This window comes from Ochrobactrum sp. AN78, assembly GCF_029909885.1.
In the GTDB taxonomy this organism is placed as follows: Bacteria; Pseudomonadota; Alphaproteobacteria; order Rhizobiales; family Rhizobiaceae; genus Brucella; species Brucella quorumnocens.
The window spans coordinates 134,724-150,460 of sequence record NZ_JASAMU010000001.1; the positions used below are offsets into that span (position 1 = coordinate 134,724).

A 15,737-nucleotide genomic window follows, 5' to 3' on the forward strand; every position below is an offset into this window, starting at 1 on the left:
CGCTCCTCAGAATGGAGCGGAAATGAAACAGACCCGGAGCGAACTCCGAGCCTGCTTTCTCGATGTGATTACTTGATGAAGCTTGTATCGACAATATCGTCGAGGTTCGGCTTGTTCTTGATCACGCCAGCGTCAAGCAGGAGCTTGGTGGCTTCTTCCGAAAACTCCTTGAACTCGCCTTCAAAGAACTTCTGGTTAGCGGCCTTGTCCTGCCAGCGCAGATAAGCTGCGGATTTACCGAATTCTTCGCCCGACTGCTTCACGTCCTTGCCCATGATTTCGTAGGACTTAGCCTGATCGGCTGCGATCATTTCAAGCGCTTCGAAATAGCTGTTGGCGAGTGCCTTTGCGGCTTCCGGGTTCTTTTCAAGGAAATCCGGGGTGCAGCCAACGGTGTCCATGACAGCCGGATATTCGAGTGTTGTGGCAAGAATTTTGCCTTTGTCGGGTGCTGCACGTACCGTCGACAGATATGGTTCGTAGGTCAGGGCAGCGTCGTTCTGCCCTGCAACGAAAGCCTGTGCAGCCGGTCCCGGCTCCATGTTGACGATCTTCACGTCCTTGGTGGTCATGCCATTCTTGGCCAGCATGAAGGCAAGGAAGAAGTACGGTGAAGTGCCGGGAGCCGACGCCGCAACCGTTTTGCCTTTGAGATCAGCAAAGGAATTGACATCACCACGCACGGCGATGCCGTCAGCGCCATAGGATTTGTCCATCTGGAAAATCTGCTTGGACTTCACGCCTGCCGAGTTCCAGATGATCCATGTTTCAACAGTGGTTGCAGCGCACTGAATATCGCCGGAAGCCAGAGCCAGATGGCGGCTTGCCTGTGGGATCTTGTTCAGCGTGACGTTGAGGCCGTTCTTCTTGAAGATGCCTGCTTCCTTGGCGAGCGTCAGCGGACCAAAGCCGGTCCAGCCGGAAAAACCAATCGAAACATTTGTTTCTGCCTGTGCGGCAGAAGCGAAGGTGAGCGCTGCAACTGCAGCGCCAGCCAACCAGGATGTTTTCATATGCGAGTACCCCTTTTATAGTGTTTTAAGCATATACATATCGGTTGCGGACAAATTAGCAGGGCGGAGATTTCTGTCCAGAGAGGCGCGTAAAGAATCCTTTGGCCGCCAAACTGTTCAAATTTCCCGTAGATTGTTGATTATACTTCTATAATCGAAATCCGATAGACGATCCCCTTACCAATAAGTTCTAGAGAAAACTGAGCCTCTCCCGACATGACCAAGCAATCATGCAGGCTCAGATGCGCGATTCTGCTGTCTGTTTTTAGATCGAAATTGCCTTCTGCACAGAAAATAAGCATGGTGCCGCGATTGGATGCAACAATTCTCGAATCATCAATGACGATGCGTTCGACGTGATGCGTGAAGCGTCCGCGTCGCGTCATGACGTTGAGATCGGTGATTGTTCCGTCGATGAGGCGGGCACCAGAGCTGGTATCGGCGGCAAAAGCAAAGGGCGCTGTCTCGCGGGTGAGGGTGGTTTCCACACCTTCAACATCGAGGACAATGCCGTTGCCTTCCAGCACCGACAATGTGCGATCAATGCCAGAGAAAACCGAAAACGGGCCGTCATTGGCAACGGTTGCTGTGGAAATGCGCCAGTCGAAATTATCGACTGACGCATTTTCAGGACTGATCGCAATTTCAACCGTTACACCGCCGCCGTTTTTCCACGGCATGTGTTTGTGGTCGGTGCTGCGTAAGATGTGCATGGATTAATTACCCAGGATGGCCGGCAGACGCAGACCCTGCTGCTTTGCCCAATCGAGCGCTTCTTCATAGCCCGCATCGGCATGACGCATGACGCCGGTTGCCGGATCGTTCCACAATACGCGTCCGATGCGCTGGTCGGCATCTTCGGAGCCGTCACAGCAGATGACCATGCCCGAATGCTGAGAGAAGCCCATGCCGACGCCACCGCCATGATGGAGCGATACCCATGTTGCGCCCGATGCGGTGTTGAGCAGCGCATTGAGCAGTGGCCAGTCGGATACGGCGTCCGAGCCGTCTTTCATGGATTCGGTTTCGCGGTTTGGCGATGCAACCGAGCCACTATCGAGGTGGTCACGACCAATGACGATAGGTGCTTTCAGTTCGCCATTGCGGACCATTTCGTTGAAAGCGTGGCCGAGGCGGTGACGATCGCCGAGACCAACCCAGCAGATGCGTGCTGGCAGGCCCTGAAACGCGATGCGTTCCTTCGCCATGTCGAGCCAGTTGTGCAGGTGCTTGTTGTCTGGCAGCAGTTCCTTCACCTTGGCGTCGGTCTTGGCAATATCTTCCGGATCGCCGGAGAGAGCAGCCCAGCGGAAAGGTCCAATGCCGCGGCAGAACAGCGGGCGGATATAGGCAGGCACGAAGCCGGGGAAGGCAAAAGCGTCTTCCAGACCTTCTTCCAGTGCCATCTGGCGGATATTGTTGCCATAATCCACGGTTGGAATGCCTGCATTCCAGAAGTCGAGCATAGCCTGAACCTGCACTTTCATCGAAGCGCGGGCAGCTTTCGCAACGCCTTTCGGGTCGCTCTCCTGCTTTGCACGCCATTCAGCAACGCTCCAGCCGATTGGCAGATAGCCATGCACCGGATCATGCGCGGAGGTCTGGTCTGTGACGATGTCTGGGCGCACGCCGCGCTTGACGAGTTCCGGGAAAACATCAGCGGCATTGCCGATCAGTGCAATAGACTTGGCTTCGCCTGCTTTGGTCCATTCGTCGATCTTGGCCAAGGCTTCATCGAGGCTGTGGGTCTTTTCATCGACATAGCGGGTGCGCAGGCGGAAATCGGCGCGGGTTTCGTCGCATTCAACGGCCAGACAGCAGGCACCAGCCATAACGGCCGCAAGTGGCTGTGCGCCGCCCATGCCGCCAAGACCGCCTGTCAGAATCCACTTGCCCTTGAGGTTGCCATCGTAATGCTGGCGACCGGCTTCCACGAAGGTTTCATAGGTGCCCTGAACGATGCCTTGTGCGCCGATGTAGATCCACGAACCGGCGGTCATCTGGCCATACATGGCCAAGCCCTTCTTATCCAGTTCGTTGAAATGATCCCAAGTTGCCCAATGCGGCACGAGGTTGGAATTGGCGATCAGAACGCGCGGCGCATCCTTGTGGGTGCGGAACACGCCGACCGGCTTGCCTGACTGCACCAGCAGGGTTTCGTCGTCGTTGAGCGTCTTTAGTGTTGCGACGATGCGGTCGAAATCGTCCCATGTGCGGGCAGCGCGACCAATGCCGCCATAGACAACCAGCTCATGCGGGCGTTCGGCAACATCGGGGTCGAGATTGTTCATAAGCATACGCAGCGGCGCTTCGGTGAGCCAGCTCTTGGCGTTGAGTTCGGTGCCGCGTGGAGCACGAACGTCGCGTTCATTATGACGTGGGTTGGACACAGTGTTCTCCTCGAAATTATAGTTGGACGGCTATTGTTTGCAGCCGTTGCAAAAGGGTTTTGAGATGAATACGCAGCGGTTCAGCCTTGGCGGTATCATAGGCGAAGGGCACCGCTTCCGTTTCGAGATGGGTTGATTGCGCCAGTTCCATCTGGATGGCATGGACACCGGTTTCGGGCCTGCCATAATGACGGGTCGTCCAGCCGCCTTTGAAACGGCCATTGAGAATGGACGTGTAGCCGGTGGCACCGGCAGTCACTTTCACCGCAGCGGCTTCGATCTTCGGATCGCAGGTTTTGCCTAAATCTGTGCCGATGTTGAAATCAGGCAGTTTGCCTTCAAACAGAAACGGAATATGCGAGCGGATCGAGTGGCAATCATAAAGGATCGCCACGCCATGGATCGCCTTCACGCGTTCGATTTCGGCTGAAAGCGCATCGTGATAAGGCTTGTGAAAGCGACTGATACGGTCAGCAATATCCGCTTCTTTAGGCGCTTCGCCGTCTTTCCAGATGGCAAGGCCATCGAAGTCGGTGGTCGGGATCAGTGTCGTGGTGTTCTGGCCGGGATAGAGGCTGACGCCTTCGGGATCGCGATTGGCATCGATGCAATAGCGATGAAAGGTGGCGCGGACGGTCGTGACATTGTCCAGCAGCCCGTCATAGAGCTGATGGATATGCCAGTCGGTGTCGGCGAGAATGCGGCCATTGTCATTGAGCCGTGCCCAGATGTCTTCCGGCACATCTGTTCCGGTGTGGGGCAGGCCGAGAATGACGGGTGATGAACCCTGATGGAGTTCAAAGGCGCTCATATCAGGCCTCCAGTGCAGGCAGGATGTTTGCGCTGATGCTGCCGGTAAAAGAGCCATCGGCGATGATGGAGCTTGCGCTTGCCAAATCGTTGGCCATGTAGCGATCAACGTCGAGCGTAGGCACATGCGCGCGCAGAACGGCGATGGCGTTTTTCAGTTCTGGACTGGTTTCGAGTGGGCCGCGCAGTTCAACGCCGAGCGCGCCGGTCAGTGCTTCAATGCCAATAATGGCGTTGAGGTTTTCAGTCATCTGCAACAGGCGGCGCGCCCCATGGCAAGCCATGGAAACATGATCTTCCTGATTGGCGGAAGTTGGTGTGGAATCAACCGATGCCGGATGCGCCATCTGCTTGTTTTCGCTCATCAGTGCTGCGGAGGTTACCTCCGCAATCATCAGGCCGGAATTGAGGCCCGGCTTTTTGGCAAGGAAGGCGGGCAGACCAAAGGACAGCGCTGGATCGACCAGAAGTGCAATACGGCGTTGGGCAATCGCGCCGATTTCGCACACGGCAAGCGCGATCTGGTCGGCTGCGAAAGCAACAGGTTCGGCATGGAAGTTACCACCTGAGACAACACTGTTATCGGAGAGAACCAGCGGGTTATCAGTAACGGCATTGGCTTCGATTTCCAGCGTGCGAGCGGCCTGACGCAGAATATCGAGACAGGCACCGTCAACTTGTGGCTGGCAGCGGATGCAATAAGGGTCCTGCACGCGTTGGTCGCCCTCAAGATGGCTGTCGCGAATGACCGAGCCGGAAAGGAGATTGCGCAGTGCTGCAGCCGTATCGATCTGGCCCTGATGTCCGCGCAGGGTGTGAATATCCGGATGGAACGGGGCAGTTGAACCCATCGCCGCATCGGTCGAAAGCGCGCCGGTGACAAGGGCTGCCTGCAATGCACGATGCGCGCGGAACAGACCGGCCAATGCGAGTGCAGTAGAGGTCTGTGTGCCGTTGATGAGTGCGAGACCTTCTTTAGCCGCCAGAACGACGGGCTTGAGGCCCGCTTTCTTGAGCGCGTCAGCAGATGGCAGGCGTTCGCCCTGATAGAAGGCTTCACCTTCGCCGATCATGGTCGCTGCCATATGAGCAAGCGGTGCGAGATCGCCAGAAGCACCAACCGAACCCTTGGCCGGGATCATTGGTATCACGCCTTTTTCAAGCATGGCCTCGATGAGTGTAATGAGTTCGAGCCGCACGCCCGATGCACCACGGCCAAGCGAAATGAGTTTCAGCGCCATGATGAGGCGCACGATGTCTTCGCTCAGCGGTTCGCCGACGCCGCAGCAATGCGACAAAATGAGATTGCGCTGAAGTGTTGCCACGTCTTCGGGAGCAATACGGATAGAGGCAAGCTTACCAAAGCCAGTATTGATGCCATAAACCGGCGCATCGCCCGCGGCGATTTCGGCGATGCGTGCCGCTGCCTTTTCAACGCCCTTATGAAAGGACGGATCAATGCGGGCGGCGAGATTGCCGCGATAGATTTGTTCAAGTATGCCAAGCGAAACGCTGCCGGGACGAAGAACGAGGGACATGGAAAGCTCCATAAGAGCGCATCCCGAAAAGTGTGAAGCGGTTTTCGGACAAGATGCGCGTTGAAATAAACTCTGATTAAATTTGGCCTTTGAAAACCCGCTTCCAGAGCGGGTTGAAGCCAATGCGATAAACAAGCTCTGCCGGACGCTCGACACTCCAGATGGCGAGATCAGCGTCTTTGCCGACTTCAAGCGTTCCGGTCTTGTCGAGTACACCAAGAGCACGGGCTGCTTCGCGGGTGACGCCTGCAATGCATTCATCAACCGTCATGCGGAACAGGGTTGCGCCCATATTCATGGTGAGCAGCAGCGAGGTCAGCGGCGAAGTGCCGGGATTGTTGTCGGTGGCGAGTGCCATCTTTGTGCCAGCCGCACGGAAAAGCTCGACGGGGGGCTTTTGCGTTTCGCGGATGAAATAATAAGCGCCGGGAAGCAGAACTGCGACAGTTCCGGCCTTTGCCATGGCGGCTGCACCTTCCGCATCGGTATATTCAAGATGATCGGCAGACAGCGCATTGTAAGATGCAGCCAGAGCTGCGCCATGCAGATTGGAAAGCTGGTCTGCGTGGAGTTTGACCTGAAGGCCATGAGCCTTTGCGGCATCAAAAACGCGTGCGATTTCGTCAGGCAGGAAGGCGATGCCTTCGCAGAATCCGTCCACTGCATCGGCGAGATTTTCGCTCGCAATAGCAGGCAGCATTTCGTTGACGATCTTGTCGATGAAAGCCGTTTTGTCGCCATTCATTTCCGGCGGCAGAGCGTGTGCGCCCAAGAAGGTCGTGCGAATAGCGACATCGCGTTCATGCCCAAGACGGCGAGCCGCACGCAATGACTTTGCTTCGCTTGTCAGGTCGAGACCATAACCCGATTTGATTTCAACCGTCGTAACACCTTCAGCAATCAGCGCATCGAGGCGGGGCAGGGTTTCACGGACCAGATCATCTTCGCTGGCCGCACGCAGGTTTTTAACTGAGGAAACAATGCCGCCGCCCGCGCGGGCAACTTCTTCGTAAGTGGCACCATTCAGGCGCAGCTCAAATTCATGCGCGCGATTGCCTGCGTGGATCAGATGCGTGTGACAGTCGATCAGACCGGGCGTGATCAGACGGTTTTCGCAGTCAATCTTCTCAAGCGAGGCATATTCAGCAGGAAGATCAATTTCTGCGCCGACATAAGCGATTTTGCCATCTTTGACGACAATTGCTGCAGCTTCGATCAAACCAAGTCCATCTGCCTTTTCCGATAGAGTGGCGATGCGTGCCTGCGTTAAAACGAAGTTCGATTTCTGTGTCATGAGCGTTTTCTCGCTTCCCCTGGTTTTCAATAATGTATATACATATTAACGGAACCGCCAAGAGAAAAAATGCATCCAATTGCTATCTGTTGAAAAATGGGTGGGTAAATTGGGCGGAATGAGGAGCTTCGCCGAATGTCAGCCGCAGTCCCAAAAACACAATTTATCCACGCTGGTCAGGCACTTTTGCATACGGGCTGGGCAGAGGATGTGCGGCTTGGTTTAGCTCAGGGAAAAATTGCTTCTGTCGAGATTGGCGTTGAAGCCAAAACGGGAGACGAGCGCTATGAGGTGATCGTAGCGGGGATGCCAAACCTTCACAGCCACGCGTTTCAATATGGCATGGCTGGCCTTGCTGAACGGCGCGGCCCATCGGCTGACAGTTTCTGGAGCTGGCGCGAGATCATGTATAAGTTCGCGCTGACCATGACGCCGGAACAGGCGGAAGCAGTCGCGTTGCGGCTCTATGTCGATATGCTGGAAGCCGGGTTTACCCGCGTTGGTGAGTTTCATTATCTGCATCATGATCGCGACGGCACGCCTTACAGCAATATCTCGGAAATGGCGGACCGCATTGTCGCAGCAGCGCAAACTGCTGGCATCGGTCTGACCTTGTTGCCGGTGCTTTATGCACATTCGACCTTTGGCGGTGCCGATCCCAACGAGGGCCAGCGCCGTTTCATCAACGATCAGCAGAGTTTTGCGCGGCTGATCGAGGGCTGCGAGAGGGCTCTTTCTGGCTTCGACGGTGCTGTGCTTGGCGTGGCGCCCCACAGCCTGCGTGCGGTCACCCCGGATGAGCTGACATTTGCAGCGAAGCTTTTGCCCGACGCGCCAGTGCATATTCACATTGCCGAGCAGGTAAAGGAAGTTGAGGACTGCATTGCGTGGTCTGGGCAGCGACCTGTCGAATGGCTGCTTGACCATCAGGAATTGTCGTCGCGCTGGTGCCTCATTCACGCAACGCACATGACCGATGCGGAAACCGTGCGCATGGCCGAGGCTGGTGCGATTGCGGGTCTTTGTCCGGTGACGGAGGCCAATCTCGGCGACGGCACTTTCAATGCAGCAGCGTTTGCTGCCGCGAGCGGCAAGTTCGGCATCGGGTCGGATTCGAACGTGCTGATAGGCATTGGCGATGAGTTGCGGCAGTATGAATATTCGCAGCGTTTGCTGCATCGCGCGCGCAATGTTCTGGCGAAAAATGAAGGCTCAACCGGACGAGCCTTGTTTGATGGTGCATTGGCAGGCGGCAATGTTGCCATGGGTCGCGAAGGCGATGGCTTGAAACAGGGTGCTTCGGCAGATTTTGTATCGCTTGATGTTGAGCGTTTGCCCCATGCGAAAGGGGATGCGGTTCTCGATGGCTGGATTTTTGCCGGTCGTGCGCGTGCCTCTGATGTGTGGGTGCGCGGCGTGAAACAGGTGGAGCGTGGACATCACCGCTTGCGCGATGCGGCAGAGCGTGCTTTCCAGAAAGCAATCGGCGAATTGCTGAACTAATTAAAGGGAACAAAGTGCAGGATATTTCATCCAGACAAAGCGAAGCTACGATATCGCTGCATCAGCGTATTCTGGATGATATTGAAACGCGCATTATTTCTGGCGAATGGCAGCCCGGTCATCGCATCCCGTTTGAGCACGAGCTGACCGACTATTATAATTGCTCGCGCATGACCGTGAACAAGGCGCTGACGCAGCTGGCAAAAGCCGGTCTGATTGAGCGAAAGCGCCGTTCGGGCAGCTTTGTTTCCTTCCCGCAGTCGCAAGCCGCGATTCTTGAAATCCATGATATTCGCGACGAGGTTGCAGCGCTTGGCGTGCCTTATCGTTTTGAGCTGCTGAAACGAAACGAGCGGTTGAGTGGCCCTGCCGATGCACGCCATATTGACATGCCGCGACACACGCCGCTGATCGAACTTGTCTGCCGTCATTATGCTGGGAAGCGGGTCTTTGCGCTGGAAGAACGCTTCATCAGTCTCGATGCTGTGCCAAGTGCAGCCAGTACTAATTTTGCGGAGCAGTCACCCGGTCCATGGCTTGTTTCCTGCGTGCCGTGGAGCAATGCGCAGCATTCCATCCGCGCGGTTGTCTCAACCGAGGAAAACGCTGCGACGCTTGGCGTGCCTGCCGGTTCGCCCTGTCTTGTCGTCGAGCGCCAGACATGGAATGCCGATCAACCGGTGACGCATGTGCGCTTCACCTATCCCGGTGATAGTCATGCGCTTGTGGCGAAGTTTACGCCTTCTCAGAGTTAGTTTGAGTGATGTAATGTAACGTTATTACGCTTTTGGTGGCTTCGCACTTAGTGGCCGCTAAAATGATAATGTGCAGAATCCCTTGGACCACTTTCCGCAGAATGTGATTCATAGAGCAGTTCTGGTTACGTACAAGGCCGCAAATTCTCTATCTAATTGTTTTTGCAAGCTATATTGTGAAATTGCTTTGCGGTTTTGTTAGAAATGCTCATGAAAAAAGCCGCCGCAGAGGAAAGCGGCGGCCAAGTTGCGGCTCGATCTGGGTGGTGATCAGGCCGCGCGTTTAAGCGCATCTCCGATCATGGAAACGATTGTGTCGATCTGTTCCTTTTCCACGATGAGCGGTGGCGAAAGCGCGATCACATCGCCGGTCACACGGATCAGAAGACCCTTCTTGAAGCAATCGACAAAGACATCGTAAGCGCGTGCGCCGATGGCGCCTTCGCGTGACGACAGTTCGATTGCGCCAACGAGGCCCAAGTTGCGGATGTCGATGACATTTGGCGCGCCCTTCAGCGAATGAAGTGCGTTCTGCCAATGCTCGGCCAGTTCTGCGCCGCGGGTCAAAAGACCTTCTTCGGCGTAGATTTCAAGCGTGGCAAGACCGGCAGCACAGGCAACCGGATGGCCGGAATAGGTGTAGCCATGGAAGAGCTCGATGGCGTTTTCCGGGCCGGTCATCAGCGCATCATGTACTGTGCGGCTGGCGAAAACTGCACCCATCGGGATTGCGCCGTTGGTGAGGCCCTTGGCGGTGGTGACGAGATCAGGAACAACGCCGAAATAATCAACCGCAAATGGTGTGCCGAGGCGTCCGAAGCCGGTGATGACTTCGTCATAGATCACCAGAATGCCGTGCTTGTCAGCGGTCGCGCGAATGCGTTCGAGATAGCCCTTTGGCGGAAGCACAACACCGGCAGAGCCGGACATTGGCTCAACGATGACGGCGGCAATCTTTTCTGCGCCGTGCAGCTGAACCAGACGTTCCAGATCGTCGGCGAGTTCAATGCCGTGTTCTGGCAAGCCCTTGGAGAATGCATTGCGGCCAATATCGAGCGTATGGCGCATGTGATCGGCAGGAATCTGCGGGAAGAAGCGGCGGTTGTTGACGAGGCCGCCGACAGAAATGCCGCCGAAGCCAACGCCGTGATAACCTTTTTCACGGCCGATGATGAGGGTACGGGTGCCCTGACCAATGGCGCGCTGATAGGCGATGGCGATCTTCAGTGCGGTATCGACCGATTCCGAGCCGGAATTGGTGAAGAACACGCGATCAAGCTTGGCATCCGGGCCGCCGGGCGCAATGGCTGCGAGCTTTTCGGCAAAGTCGAAAGCGACGTTGTGGCCCATCTGGAAGGTCGGCGCAAAGTCCATGGTCGAGATCTGGCGTTCAACGGCCTGAGTGATCTGCTTGCGGCCATGACCGGCATTGCAGCACCAAAGGCCAGCCGTGCCATCCAGAACCTGATGGCCGTCGACATCGGTGTAATACATGCCCGAAGCGCTTGCGAGCAGGCGTGGGGCGGCCTTGAACTGGCGGTTCGCCGTGAACGGCATCCAGAAGTTATCAAGACTTGGCGCGTTGGTGTTGTTAAGCATTAAGACCTCCTATTTTGAGAACAGGAGGCCATGCATTATCGAAGGCAACAAGTCCTTTTCTCTATAAATTTAACTTATTGAAACTACGTGCTTTGAAATAAAAGTTTGTGATATATCGAACATCATAAACAATAAGGGGAACCGTCGATGAGCATCGATATCGGAGGCAGGCTACGCTATGTGCGAATGCGGCAGAATCTGTCTCAGCGAGAGCTTGCAAAACGTGCTGGCGTAACCAATTCCACCATATCGCTGATCGAGGCCAATCAGTCCAATCCGTCGGTTGGTGCATTAAAGCGCATTCTGGATGGAATTCCTATCGGAATGGCCGAGTTTTTTGCGCTTGAGCCGGATGCGCCGCACAAGGTCTTCTATCAGGCGGATGAACTGGTGGAGATCGGCAAGGGGCCAATTTCCTATCGGCAGGTGGGTGATCATCTGTTTTCGCGCTCGTTGCAAATCCTCAAAGAGCGCTACGAGCCGGGATCGGATACCGGCAAAGTTCTGCTCATGCATGAAGGTGAAGAGGGGGGCATCGTCATTTCCGGTCGCATCGAAGTGACGGTCGGCAGCGAGCGCCGAATCTTGGGGCCGGGCGATGCCTATTACTTCTCAAGCAAGCTGCCGCATCGGTTCAAATGCGTGGGGCCGGTGGCTTGCGAGGTGGTAAGCGCCTGCACACCACCAAGTTTCTAATCCGTTGCCCAAAGTGCCTATAGCGGCACGACCCATGAGCGCTTTATCTGCTGCATCGGGATTTCGGATTTTATATTCCGAACGCCCTTTATCTTGCCGATATATTCCATCTGGAATTTCCTGAAACCTTCCAGATCAGGCGTAATGACGCGCAGCAGAAAATCGCAATCACCCGCCATCAAATGGCATTCGACAATCTGCGGCAGCTTTTCAATCGCCTTCACAAAGCTTGTGACAGTCTCTTCATCTTGGCCTGTCAGCCATATGCGCACATAAACGGTGAAGCCCATTCCGAGCTTCGCAGCATCGACCAGAGCGACATAGCGTTCGATGAAGCCAGCATCTTCCAGCTGCTTCACCCGGCGAAGGCACGGGGAAGGGGAAAGGCCAACACGCTCGGCAAGTTCGGTGTTGTTAATCTTACCTTCCTGTTGGAGTACCCGGAGGATGGCACGATCAATTGCATCAATTGATGTTGGCATTATAATGCGCCTAATGACATATTGTTGATATTTACAGCCAATATTTTGTGTATTAAGAGCGTAAAAGCAACAATAATCTGCACGAATTGACGTATTTTCCCGGTTCGGAATGAGCGCATTGTTGCTCTTCAAAAAGGAAATAGTCGATGCGTAGTATGGATTTTGTCGAGGGGCAAAGCGGCGTCTCCCGGCGATCTGAAGGCCTGCGCGGCCTGCGGGAAGCCATTCCCGTCTGTCTGAGTTTTGTTCCGTTCGCACTGCTCTTGGGCGCACAGGCCACACAAAAGGGTCTGAGCCCGGTTGAAGTGCCGATGATGACCGGTCTGAATTTTGGCGGTGGTTCGGAATTTGCTGCCATTGGACTTTGGACGTCTCCGCCGCATATCCTGCTGATTGTCGCGATCACATTTCTGGTCAATAGTCGGCATTTCCTGATGGGTGCAGCGCTTGCGCCGCTTATCAAGCATCTGCCGAAGCGCAAGGCTTTTCTGACGCTGTTCTTCATGTGTGACGAGAGCTGGGCCATGGGACTTGCTGATGCGCGCAAGTCAGGCAACCGTTTCAGCATTCGCTATTATTTTGGCGCCGCACTTGGCCTTTACGCAACCTGGATTTTCTTCACGACTGTCGGCGCGCTGGTTGGTCCGGTTCTTGGTGACGTGAACCGCTTCGGCTTCGATATGGCGTTTCCAGCAGTCTTTATCGTTATTCTTGCCAGCATGTGGAAGGGGCCGGTTGCCGCTCTGCCATGGCTCGTGAGCCTTATTGTTGCGGGCATAACCTATCTGAGCATTCCTGGCGCCTGGTATGTGCCAGCGGGTGTCGCTGCTGGCCTGATCGTGGCATGGAAGCAGGCAAAGCCAGAATGATGATCGATCCTATCCACGCTCTGACCATATTGCTGATGGCGTCGGTCACTTACATGACCCGCATCGGCGGCTACATTTTTCTTCGAAATCGCACTTTGAGCCCGCGAGCGCAGATGCTGCTGGAAAGCGCGCCCGGCTGCGTGCTGATCAGCGTTATTGCGCCAGAGTTTTTCACCGGCAATCCAGCCGATATGATTGCACTTGCGCTGACAATTGCCGCCGCAACACGGTTTCCGATGCTCGTTACGGTCGTTGTGGCGATTGCATCGGCCGGATTGCTGCGCCATATGATTGGCTGAGTGAACAGCTCAATTATATCGCGCAATGCTAAGGTCGTCGGCGCGTATATCCGGTGTGTTGCCGGATATGAGGTCAGCAAGCAGCTTGCCTGAGCCTGGTCCCATGGTCCAGCCAAGTGTGCCATGGCCCGCATTGATGAACACGTTGTCGTAGCGTGTTGCACCGATGATCGGCGTTGAATCCGGGGTCATCGGACGCAGTCCAGACCAGAAGGTTGCAGCCTTGAGATCGCCACCAGGGAACAGGTCGCTCACCGACAGATCGAGCGTTGCGCGACGTGCAGCCGGCAGGTCTTTGGTAAAGCCGGAGACTTCGGCCATGCCACCCACACGGATGCGGTCGCCAAGGCGGGTGATGGCAATCTTGTAGCTTTCATCAAGCACGGTCGAGACCGGAGCCAGTTCTTCATTGATGATCGGAGCCGTGATCGAATAGCCTTTGACCGGATAGATCGGAGCGTTCAGGCCAAGCGACTTGACCAGAGCGGGCGTGTAGCTGCCAAGTGCCAGGACATAGCGATCAGCCGTCAGAACACCTTCCGAAGTCTCAACGCCGGAAACCTTGCCGCCAGAGATCAGCAGCGATTTGATGTCGACGCCGAAGCGGAATTTGACGCCAAGGCCTTCGGCGATTTTGGCCAGTTCATTGGTGAATTTGAAGCAATCGCCGGTTTCGTCATGGGGCAGGCGCAGACCACCGACGAACTTGTCTCTGGCGCGGGCCAGAGCAGGCTCAACCCGCACGCAATCTTCGCGGTCGAGCACTTCAAACGGCACGCCATCCTGACGCAGAACTTCAATATCCTTGCCGATGCCGTCGAGCTGATACTGCTCGCGGAACAGCTGCAAAGTGCCCTGTGTGCGCTGGTCATATTGAATGCCGGTTTCCTCGCGCAGTGCGACAAGGCAATCGCGGCTATATTCGGCCACACGAACCATGCGGGTTTTATTGATCTTGTAGCGACTCTCGGTGCAGTTCGCGAGCATCTGCAACAGCCAGCTATATTGCTTTGGATCTGTGGTCAGGCGGAGAACCAGCGGTGCATGTTTCTGGAAAAGCCACTTGGCGGCTTTCATAGGAACGCCGGGTGCTGCCCATGGCGATGCATAGCCCGGCGAAACCTGCCCGGCATTGGCGAAGCTGGTTTCCAGTGCAGGACCTTCCTCGCGGTCAACGACAGTGACTTCATGGCCAAGCTTGGCCAGATAGTAGGCGCTGGTGACGCCGATGACGCCGCTGCCGAGAATGGTGATCTGCATGTTCGCCTCTTATTATTATGCGTGTGTGCCAGTTTCGCTATCGACGTAAACGCGGGTATAGCGGTGGCCTAACGAAGTCAGGATTTCATAAGGAATGGTGTCACAATCCCGCGCTACATCTTCGAGCCGCTGATGTGGTCCGACGAGTTCGACCAGACTGCCGAGCTTGAGCGTGTCTTCTGGAAGTGCTGTTACATCGAGCGTGATCGAATCCATCGAAACACGACCAACAATCGGCAGGCGCGTGTCGCCATAGAAAGCCGAGCCTTTGTTGCTCAAAGCGCGGAACCAACCATCGGCATAACCGACCGCAATGGTTGCAATCCGCATAGGCTTGCTTGCTACGAATGTGCCGCCATAACCGACTGCCGCACCCTTATCGATGTCACGCACCTGGATAACACGCGCTGATAGCTCAAGGACCGGCTTCATAGGATTCTCGCCCCTTTCAGGACCGACGCCATAGAGGGCTACGCCGGGACGGGCGAGATTGTAGTGATAGGTGTTGTCAAGGAAACAGCCGCCGGAATTTGAAAAGGCCACAGGCAGGTTTGGCAAACGTGCGAGAGCTGTATTCATGGCCGCAAGCTGGCGGGCATTTGCCGGGTTTTCCGGTTCATCGCCGCTTGCAAGATGGCTGATGACGAATTTTACATCGATATGGTCAAGCAGATGCTGGTCATCGACCAGTTGATCAAGTTCTTTGGCTGACAGACCAAGGCGCGACATGCCGGTATCGATTTGCAGCAGAGCGGGCAGTTTTTCGTTGAGGCTTGCGGCAAGTGCCGACCAGTTTTCAATCTGCTCCAGTGAGTTGAGAACAGGCAGGATGTTCTCACGTGCGCAGGCAGCTTCCGTGCCGGGCTGAAGGCCGTTCAACACATAAAGCGTCGCATCAGGATTGAGAAAAGGGCGGAGCGTAATTGCTTCGCCAAGATGGGCGACGAAGAAATCGCGGCAGCCTGCGTCATAGAAAGCTGGCGCTACGCGGTCGGCGCCCAAGCCATAAGCGTCAGCTTTGACAACAGCAGCTGCGCGGGTTGGCGCGATGCGCTTTGCAATCGTCGAGTAATTGTGACGCAGGGCTGCCAAGTCGATGGTGAGAACACCGCCTGCGGCGAGGTCTCGTTCCGTTTGAGAAAAATGCATCGACATATCGGTCATTTCCAGTGCGCTCGGTTTGTTAGTGGGATGCCTGGAATTTAATCCGCTTCCTCCCAAAAGCACAT

15 protein-coding genes are annotated in these 15,737 nt (G+C 55.5%); 5 read left to right on the top strand and 10 right to left on the bottom strand.

Annotation, left to right across the window (positions count from 1 at the left end; all coding sequences use genetic code 11):
- Positions 1-68: 68 nt before the first annotated feature.
- The 6 genes from QBD00_RS00700 to hutI all read right to left on the bottom strand — a co-directional run bounded on the left by QBD00_RS00700 (position 69) and on the right by hutI (position 7,045).
- The gene (locus QBD00_RS00700; protein ID WP_095447186.1) at positions 69-1,013 is read right to left on the bottom strand and encodes an ABC transporter substrate-binding protein; all 945 of its coding nucleotides are present in this window, start codon (positions 1,011-1,013) and stop codon (positions 69-71) included.
- A gap of 140 nt (positions 1,014-1,153) precedes the next feature.
- Positions 1,154-1,726, bottom strand: a complete 573-nt coding sequence (locus tag QBD00_RS00705; RefSeq protein ID WP_318578432.1) for a HutD family protein — start codon at positions 1,724-1,726, stop codon at positions 1,154-1,156.
- Positions 1,727-1,729: 3 nt separating this feature from the next.
- The gene (gene hutU, locus QBD00_RS00710; protein ID WP_318578433.1) at positions 1,730-3,403 is read right to left on the bottom strand and encodes a urocanate hydratase; all 1,674 of its coding nucleotides are present in this window, start codon (positions 3,401-3,403) and stop codon (positions 1,730-1,732) included.
- Positions 3,404-3,419: 16 nt separating this feature from the next.
- Complete coding sequence (gene hutG, locus QBD00_RS00715; RefSeq protein WP_318578434.1) at positions 3,420-4,214, bottom strand: N-formylglutamate deformylase; 795 nt, start codon at positions 4,212-4,214, stop codon at positions 3,420-3,422.
- Between the two features lies 1 nt (position 4,215).
- The gene (hutH, locus tag QBD00_RS00720) at positions 4,216-5,751 is read right to left on the bottom strand and encodes a histidine ammonia-lyase (RefSeq protein WP_318578435.1); all 1,536 of its coding nucleotides are present in this window, start codon (positions 5,749-5,751) and stop codon (positions 4,216-4,218) included.
- Positions 5,752-5,827: 76 nt separating this feature from the next.
- A complete protein-coding gene (gene hutI / locus QBD00_RS00725; protein WP_318578436.1) occupies positions 5,828-7,045 on the bottom strand; it encodes an imidazolonepropionase in 1,218 nt (405 codons plus the stop codon).
- Between the two features lie 135 nt (positions 7,046-7,180).
- Here hutI and QBD00_RS00730 point away from each other — a divergent pair, with 135 nt between their 5' ends.
- Positions 7,181-8,548, top strand: coding sequence for a formimidoylglutamate deiminase (locus QBD00_RS00730; protein ID WP_318578437.1), 1,368 nt, complete (start codon positions 7,181-7,183; stop codon positions 8,546-8,548).
- Between the two features lie 14 nt (positions 8,549-8,562).
- Positions 8,563-9,303 carry a histidine utilization repressor gene (gene hutC / locus QBD00_RS00735; protein WP_318578438.1) on the top strand — a complete coding sequence of 247 codons (741 nt, stop codon included), beginning with the start codon at positions 8,563-8,565 and terminating at the stop codon, positions 9,301-9,303.
- 270 nt (positions 9,304-9,573) lie between these two features.
- Here the strand turns inward: hutC and QBD00_RS00740 are convergent, their stop codons facing one another.
- A complete protein-coding gene (locus QBD00_RS00740) occupies positions 9,574-10,902 on the bottom strand; it encodes an aspartate aminotransferase family protein (protein ID WP_318578439.1) in 1,329 nt (442 codons plus the stop codon).
- A gap of 147 nt (positions 10,903-11,049) precedes the next feature.
- Between QBD00_RS00740 and QBD00_RS00745 the strand changes: the two genes are divergently transcribed.
- On the top strand, positions 11,050-11,598 hold the full coding sequence (locus tag QBD00_RS00745) for a cupin domain-containing protein (protein ID WP_140903681.1): 549 nt from the start codon (positions 11,050-11,052) through the stop codon (positions 11,596-11,598).
- 17 nt (positions 11,599-11,615) lie between these two features.
- On the opposite strand, the gene QBD00_RS00750 is transcribed toward QBD00_RS00745, so the two are convergent.
- Positions 11,616-12,080, bottom strand: coding sequence for an Lrp/AsnC family transcriptional regulator (locus tag QBD00_RS00750; RefSeq protein WP_079212180.1), 465 nt, complete (start codon positions 12,078-12,080; stop codon positions 11,616-11,618).
- 155 nt (positions 12,081-12,235) lie between these two features.
- On the opposite strand from QBD00_RS00750, the gene QBD00_RS00755 reads away from it, so the two are divergent.
- Both QBD00_RS00755 and QBD00_RS00760 read left to right on the top strand, forming a co-directional pair.
- Positions 12,236-12,949: an AzlC family ABC transporter permease gene (locus tag QBD00_RS00755; RefSeq protein ID WP_318578655.1), complete on the top strand. Its 714-nt coding sequence runs from the start codon at positions 12,236-12,238 to the stop codon at positions 12,947-12,949.
- Positions 12,949-13,248, top strand: coding sequence for an AzlD family protein (locus QBD00_RS00760; protein ID WP_095447956.1), 300 nt, complete (start codon positions 12,949-12,951; stop codon positions 13,246-13,248). The genes QBD00_RS00755 and QBD00_RS00760 overlap by 1 nt, the downstream gene beginning before the upstream one ends.
- 9 nt (positions 13,249-13,257) lie before the next feature.
- On the opposite strand, the gene QBD00_RS00765 is transcribed toward QBD00_RS00760, so the two are convergent.
- Both QBD00_RS00765 and alr read right to left on the bottom strand, forming a co-directional pair.
- On the bottom strand, positions 13,258-14,508 hold the full coding sequence (locus QBD00_RS00765; protein ID WP_318578440.1) for a D-amino acid dehydrogenase: 1,251 nt from the start codon (positions 14,506-14,508) through the stop codon (positions 13,258-13,260).
- 15 nt (positions 14,509-14,523) lie between these two features.
- Complete coding sequence (gene alr, locus QBD00_RS00770; protein WP_318578441.1) at positions 14,524-15,672, bottom strand: alanine racemase; 1,149 nt, start codon at positions 15,670-15,672, stop codon at positions 14,524-14,526.
- Positions 15,673-15,737 lie beyond the last annotated feature (65 nt).

Bases quoted from the DNA above. Each gene is read 5' to 3' on its own strand.
- QBD00_RS00760 (WP_095447956.1), top strand. From the start codon at position 12,949: ATGATCGATCCTATCCACGCTCTGACCATATTGCTGATGGCGTCGGTC.
- QBD00_RS00745 (WP_140903681.1), top strand. From the start codon at position 11,050: ATGAGCATCGATATCGGAGGCAGGCTACGCTATGTGCGAATGCGGCAG.
- QBD00_RS00700 (WP_095447186.1), bottom strand. From the start codon at position 1,013: ATGAAAACATCCTGGTTGGCTGGCGCTGCAGTTGCAGCGCTCACCTTC.
- QBD00_RS00755 (WP_318578655.1), top strand. From the start codon at position 12,236: ATGGATTTTGTCGAGGGGCAAAGCGGCGTCTCCCGGCGATCTGAAGGC.
- alr (WP_318578441.1), bottom strand. From the start codon at position 15,672: ATGACCGATATGTCGATGCATTTTTCTCAAACGGAACGAGACCTCGCC.
- QBD00_RS00740 (WP_318578439.1), bottom strand. From the start codon at position 10,902: ATGCTTAACAACACCAACGCGCCAAGTCTTGATAACTTCTGGATGCCG.
- QBD00_RS00765 (WP_318578440.1), bottom strand. From the start codon at position 14,508: ATGCAGATCACCATTCTCGGCAGCGGCGTCATCGGCGTCACCAGCGCC.
- hutG (WP_318578434.1), bottom strand. From the start codon at position 4,214: ATGAGCGCCTTTGAACTCCATCAGGGTTCATCACCCGTCATTCTCGGC.
- QBD00_RS00750 (WP_079212180.1), bottom strand. From the start codon at position 12,080: ATGCCAACATCAATTGATGCAATTGATCGTGCCATCCTCCGGGTACTC.
- hutI (WP_318578436.1), bottom strand. From the start codon at position 7,045: ATGACACAGAAATCGAACTTCGTTTTAACGCAGGCACGCATCGCCACT.
- QBD00_RS00705 (WP_318578432.1), bottom strand. From the start codon at position 1,726: ATGCACATCTTACGCAGCACCGACCACAAACACATGCCGTGGAAAAAC.
- hutH (WP_318578435.1), bottom strand. From the start codon at position 5,751: ATGTCCCTCGTTCTTCGTCCCGGCAGCGTTTCGCTTGGCATACTTGAA.
- QBD00_RS00730 (WP_318578437.1), top strand. From the start codon at position 7,181: ATGTCAGCCGCAGTCCCAAAAACACAATTTATCCACGCTGGTCAGGCA.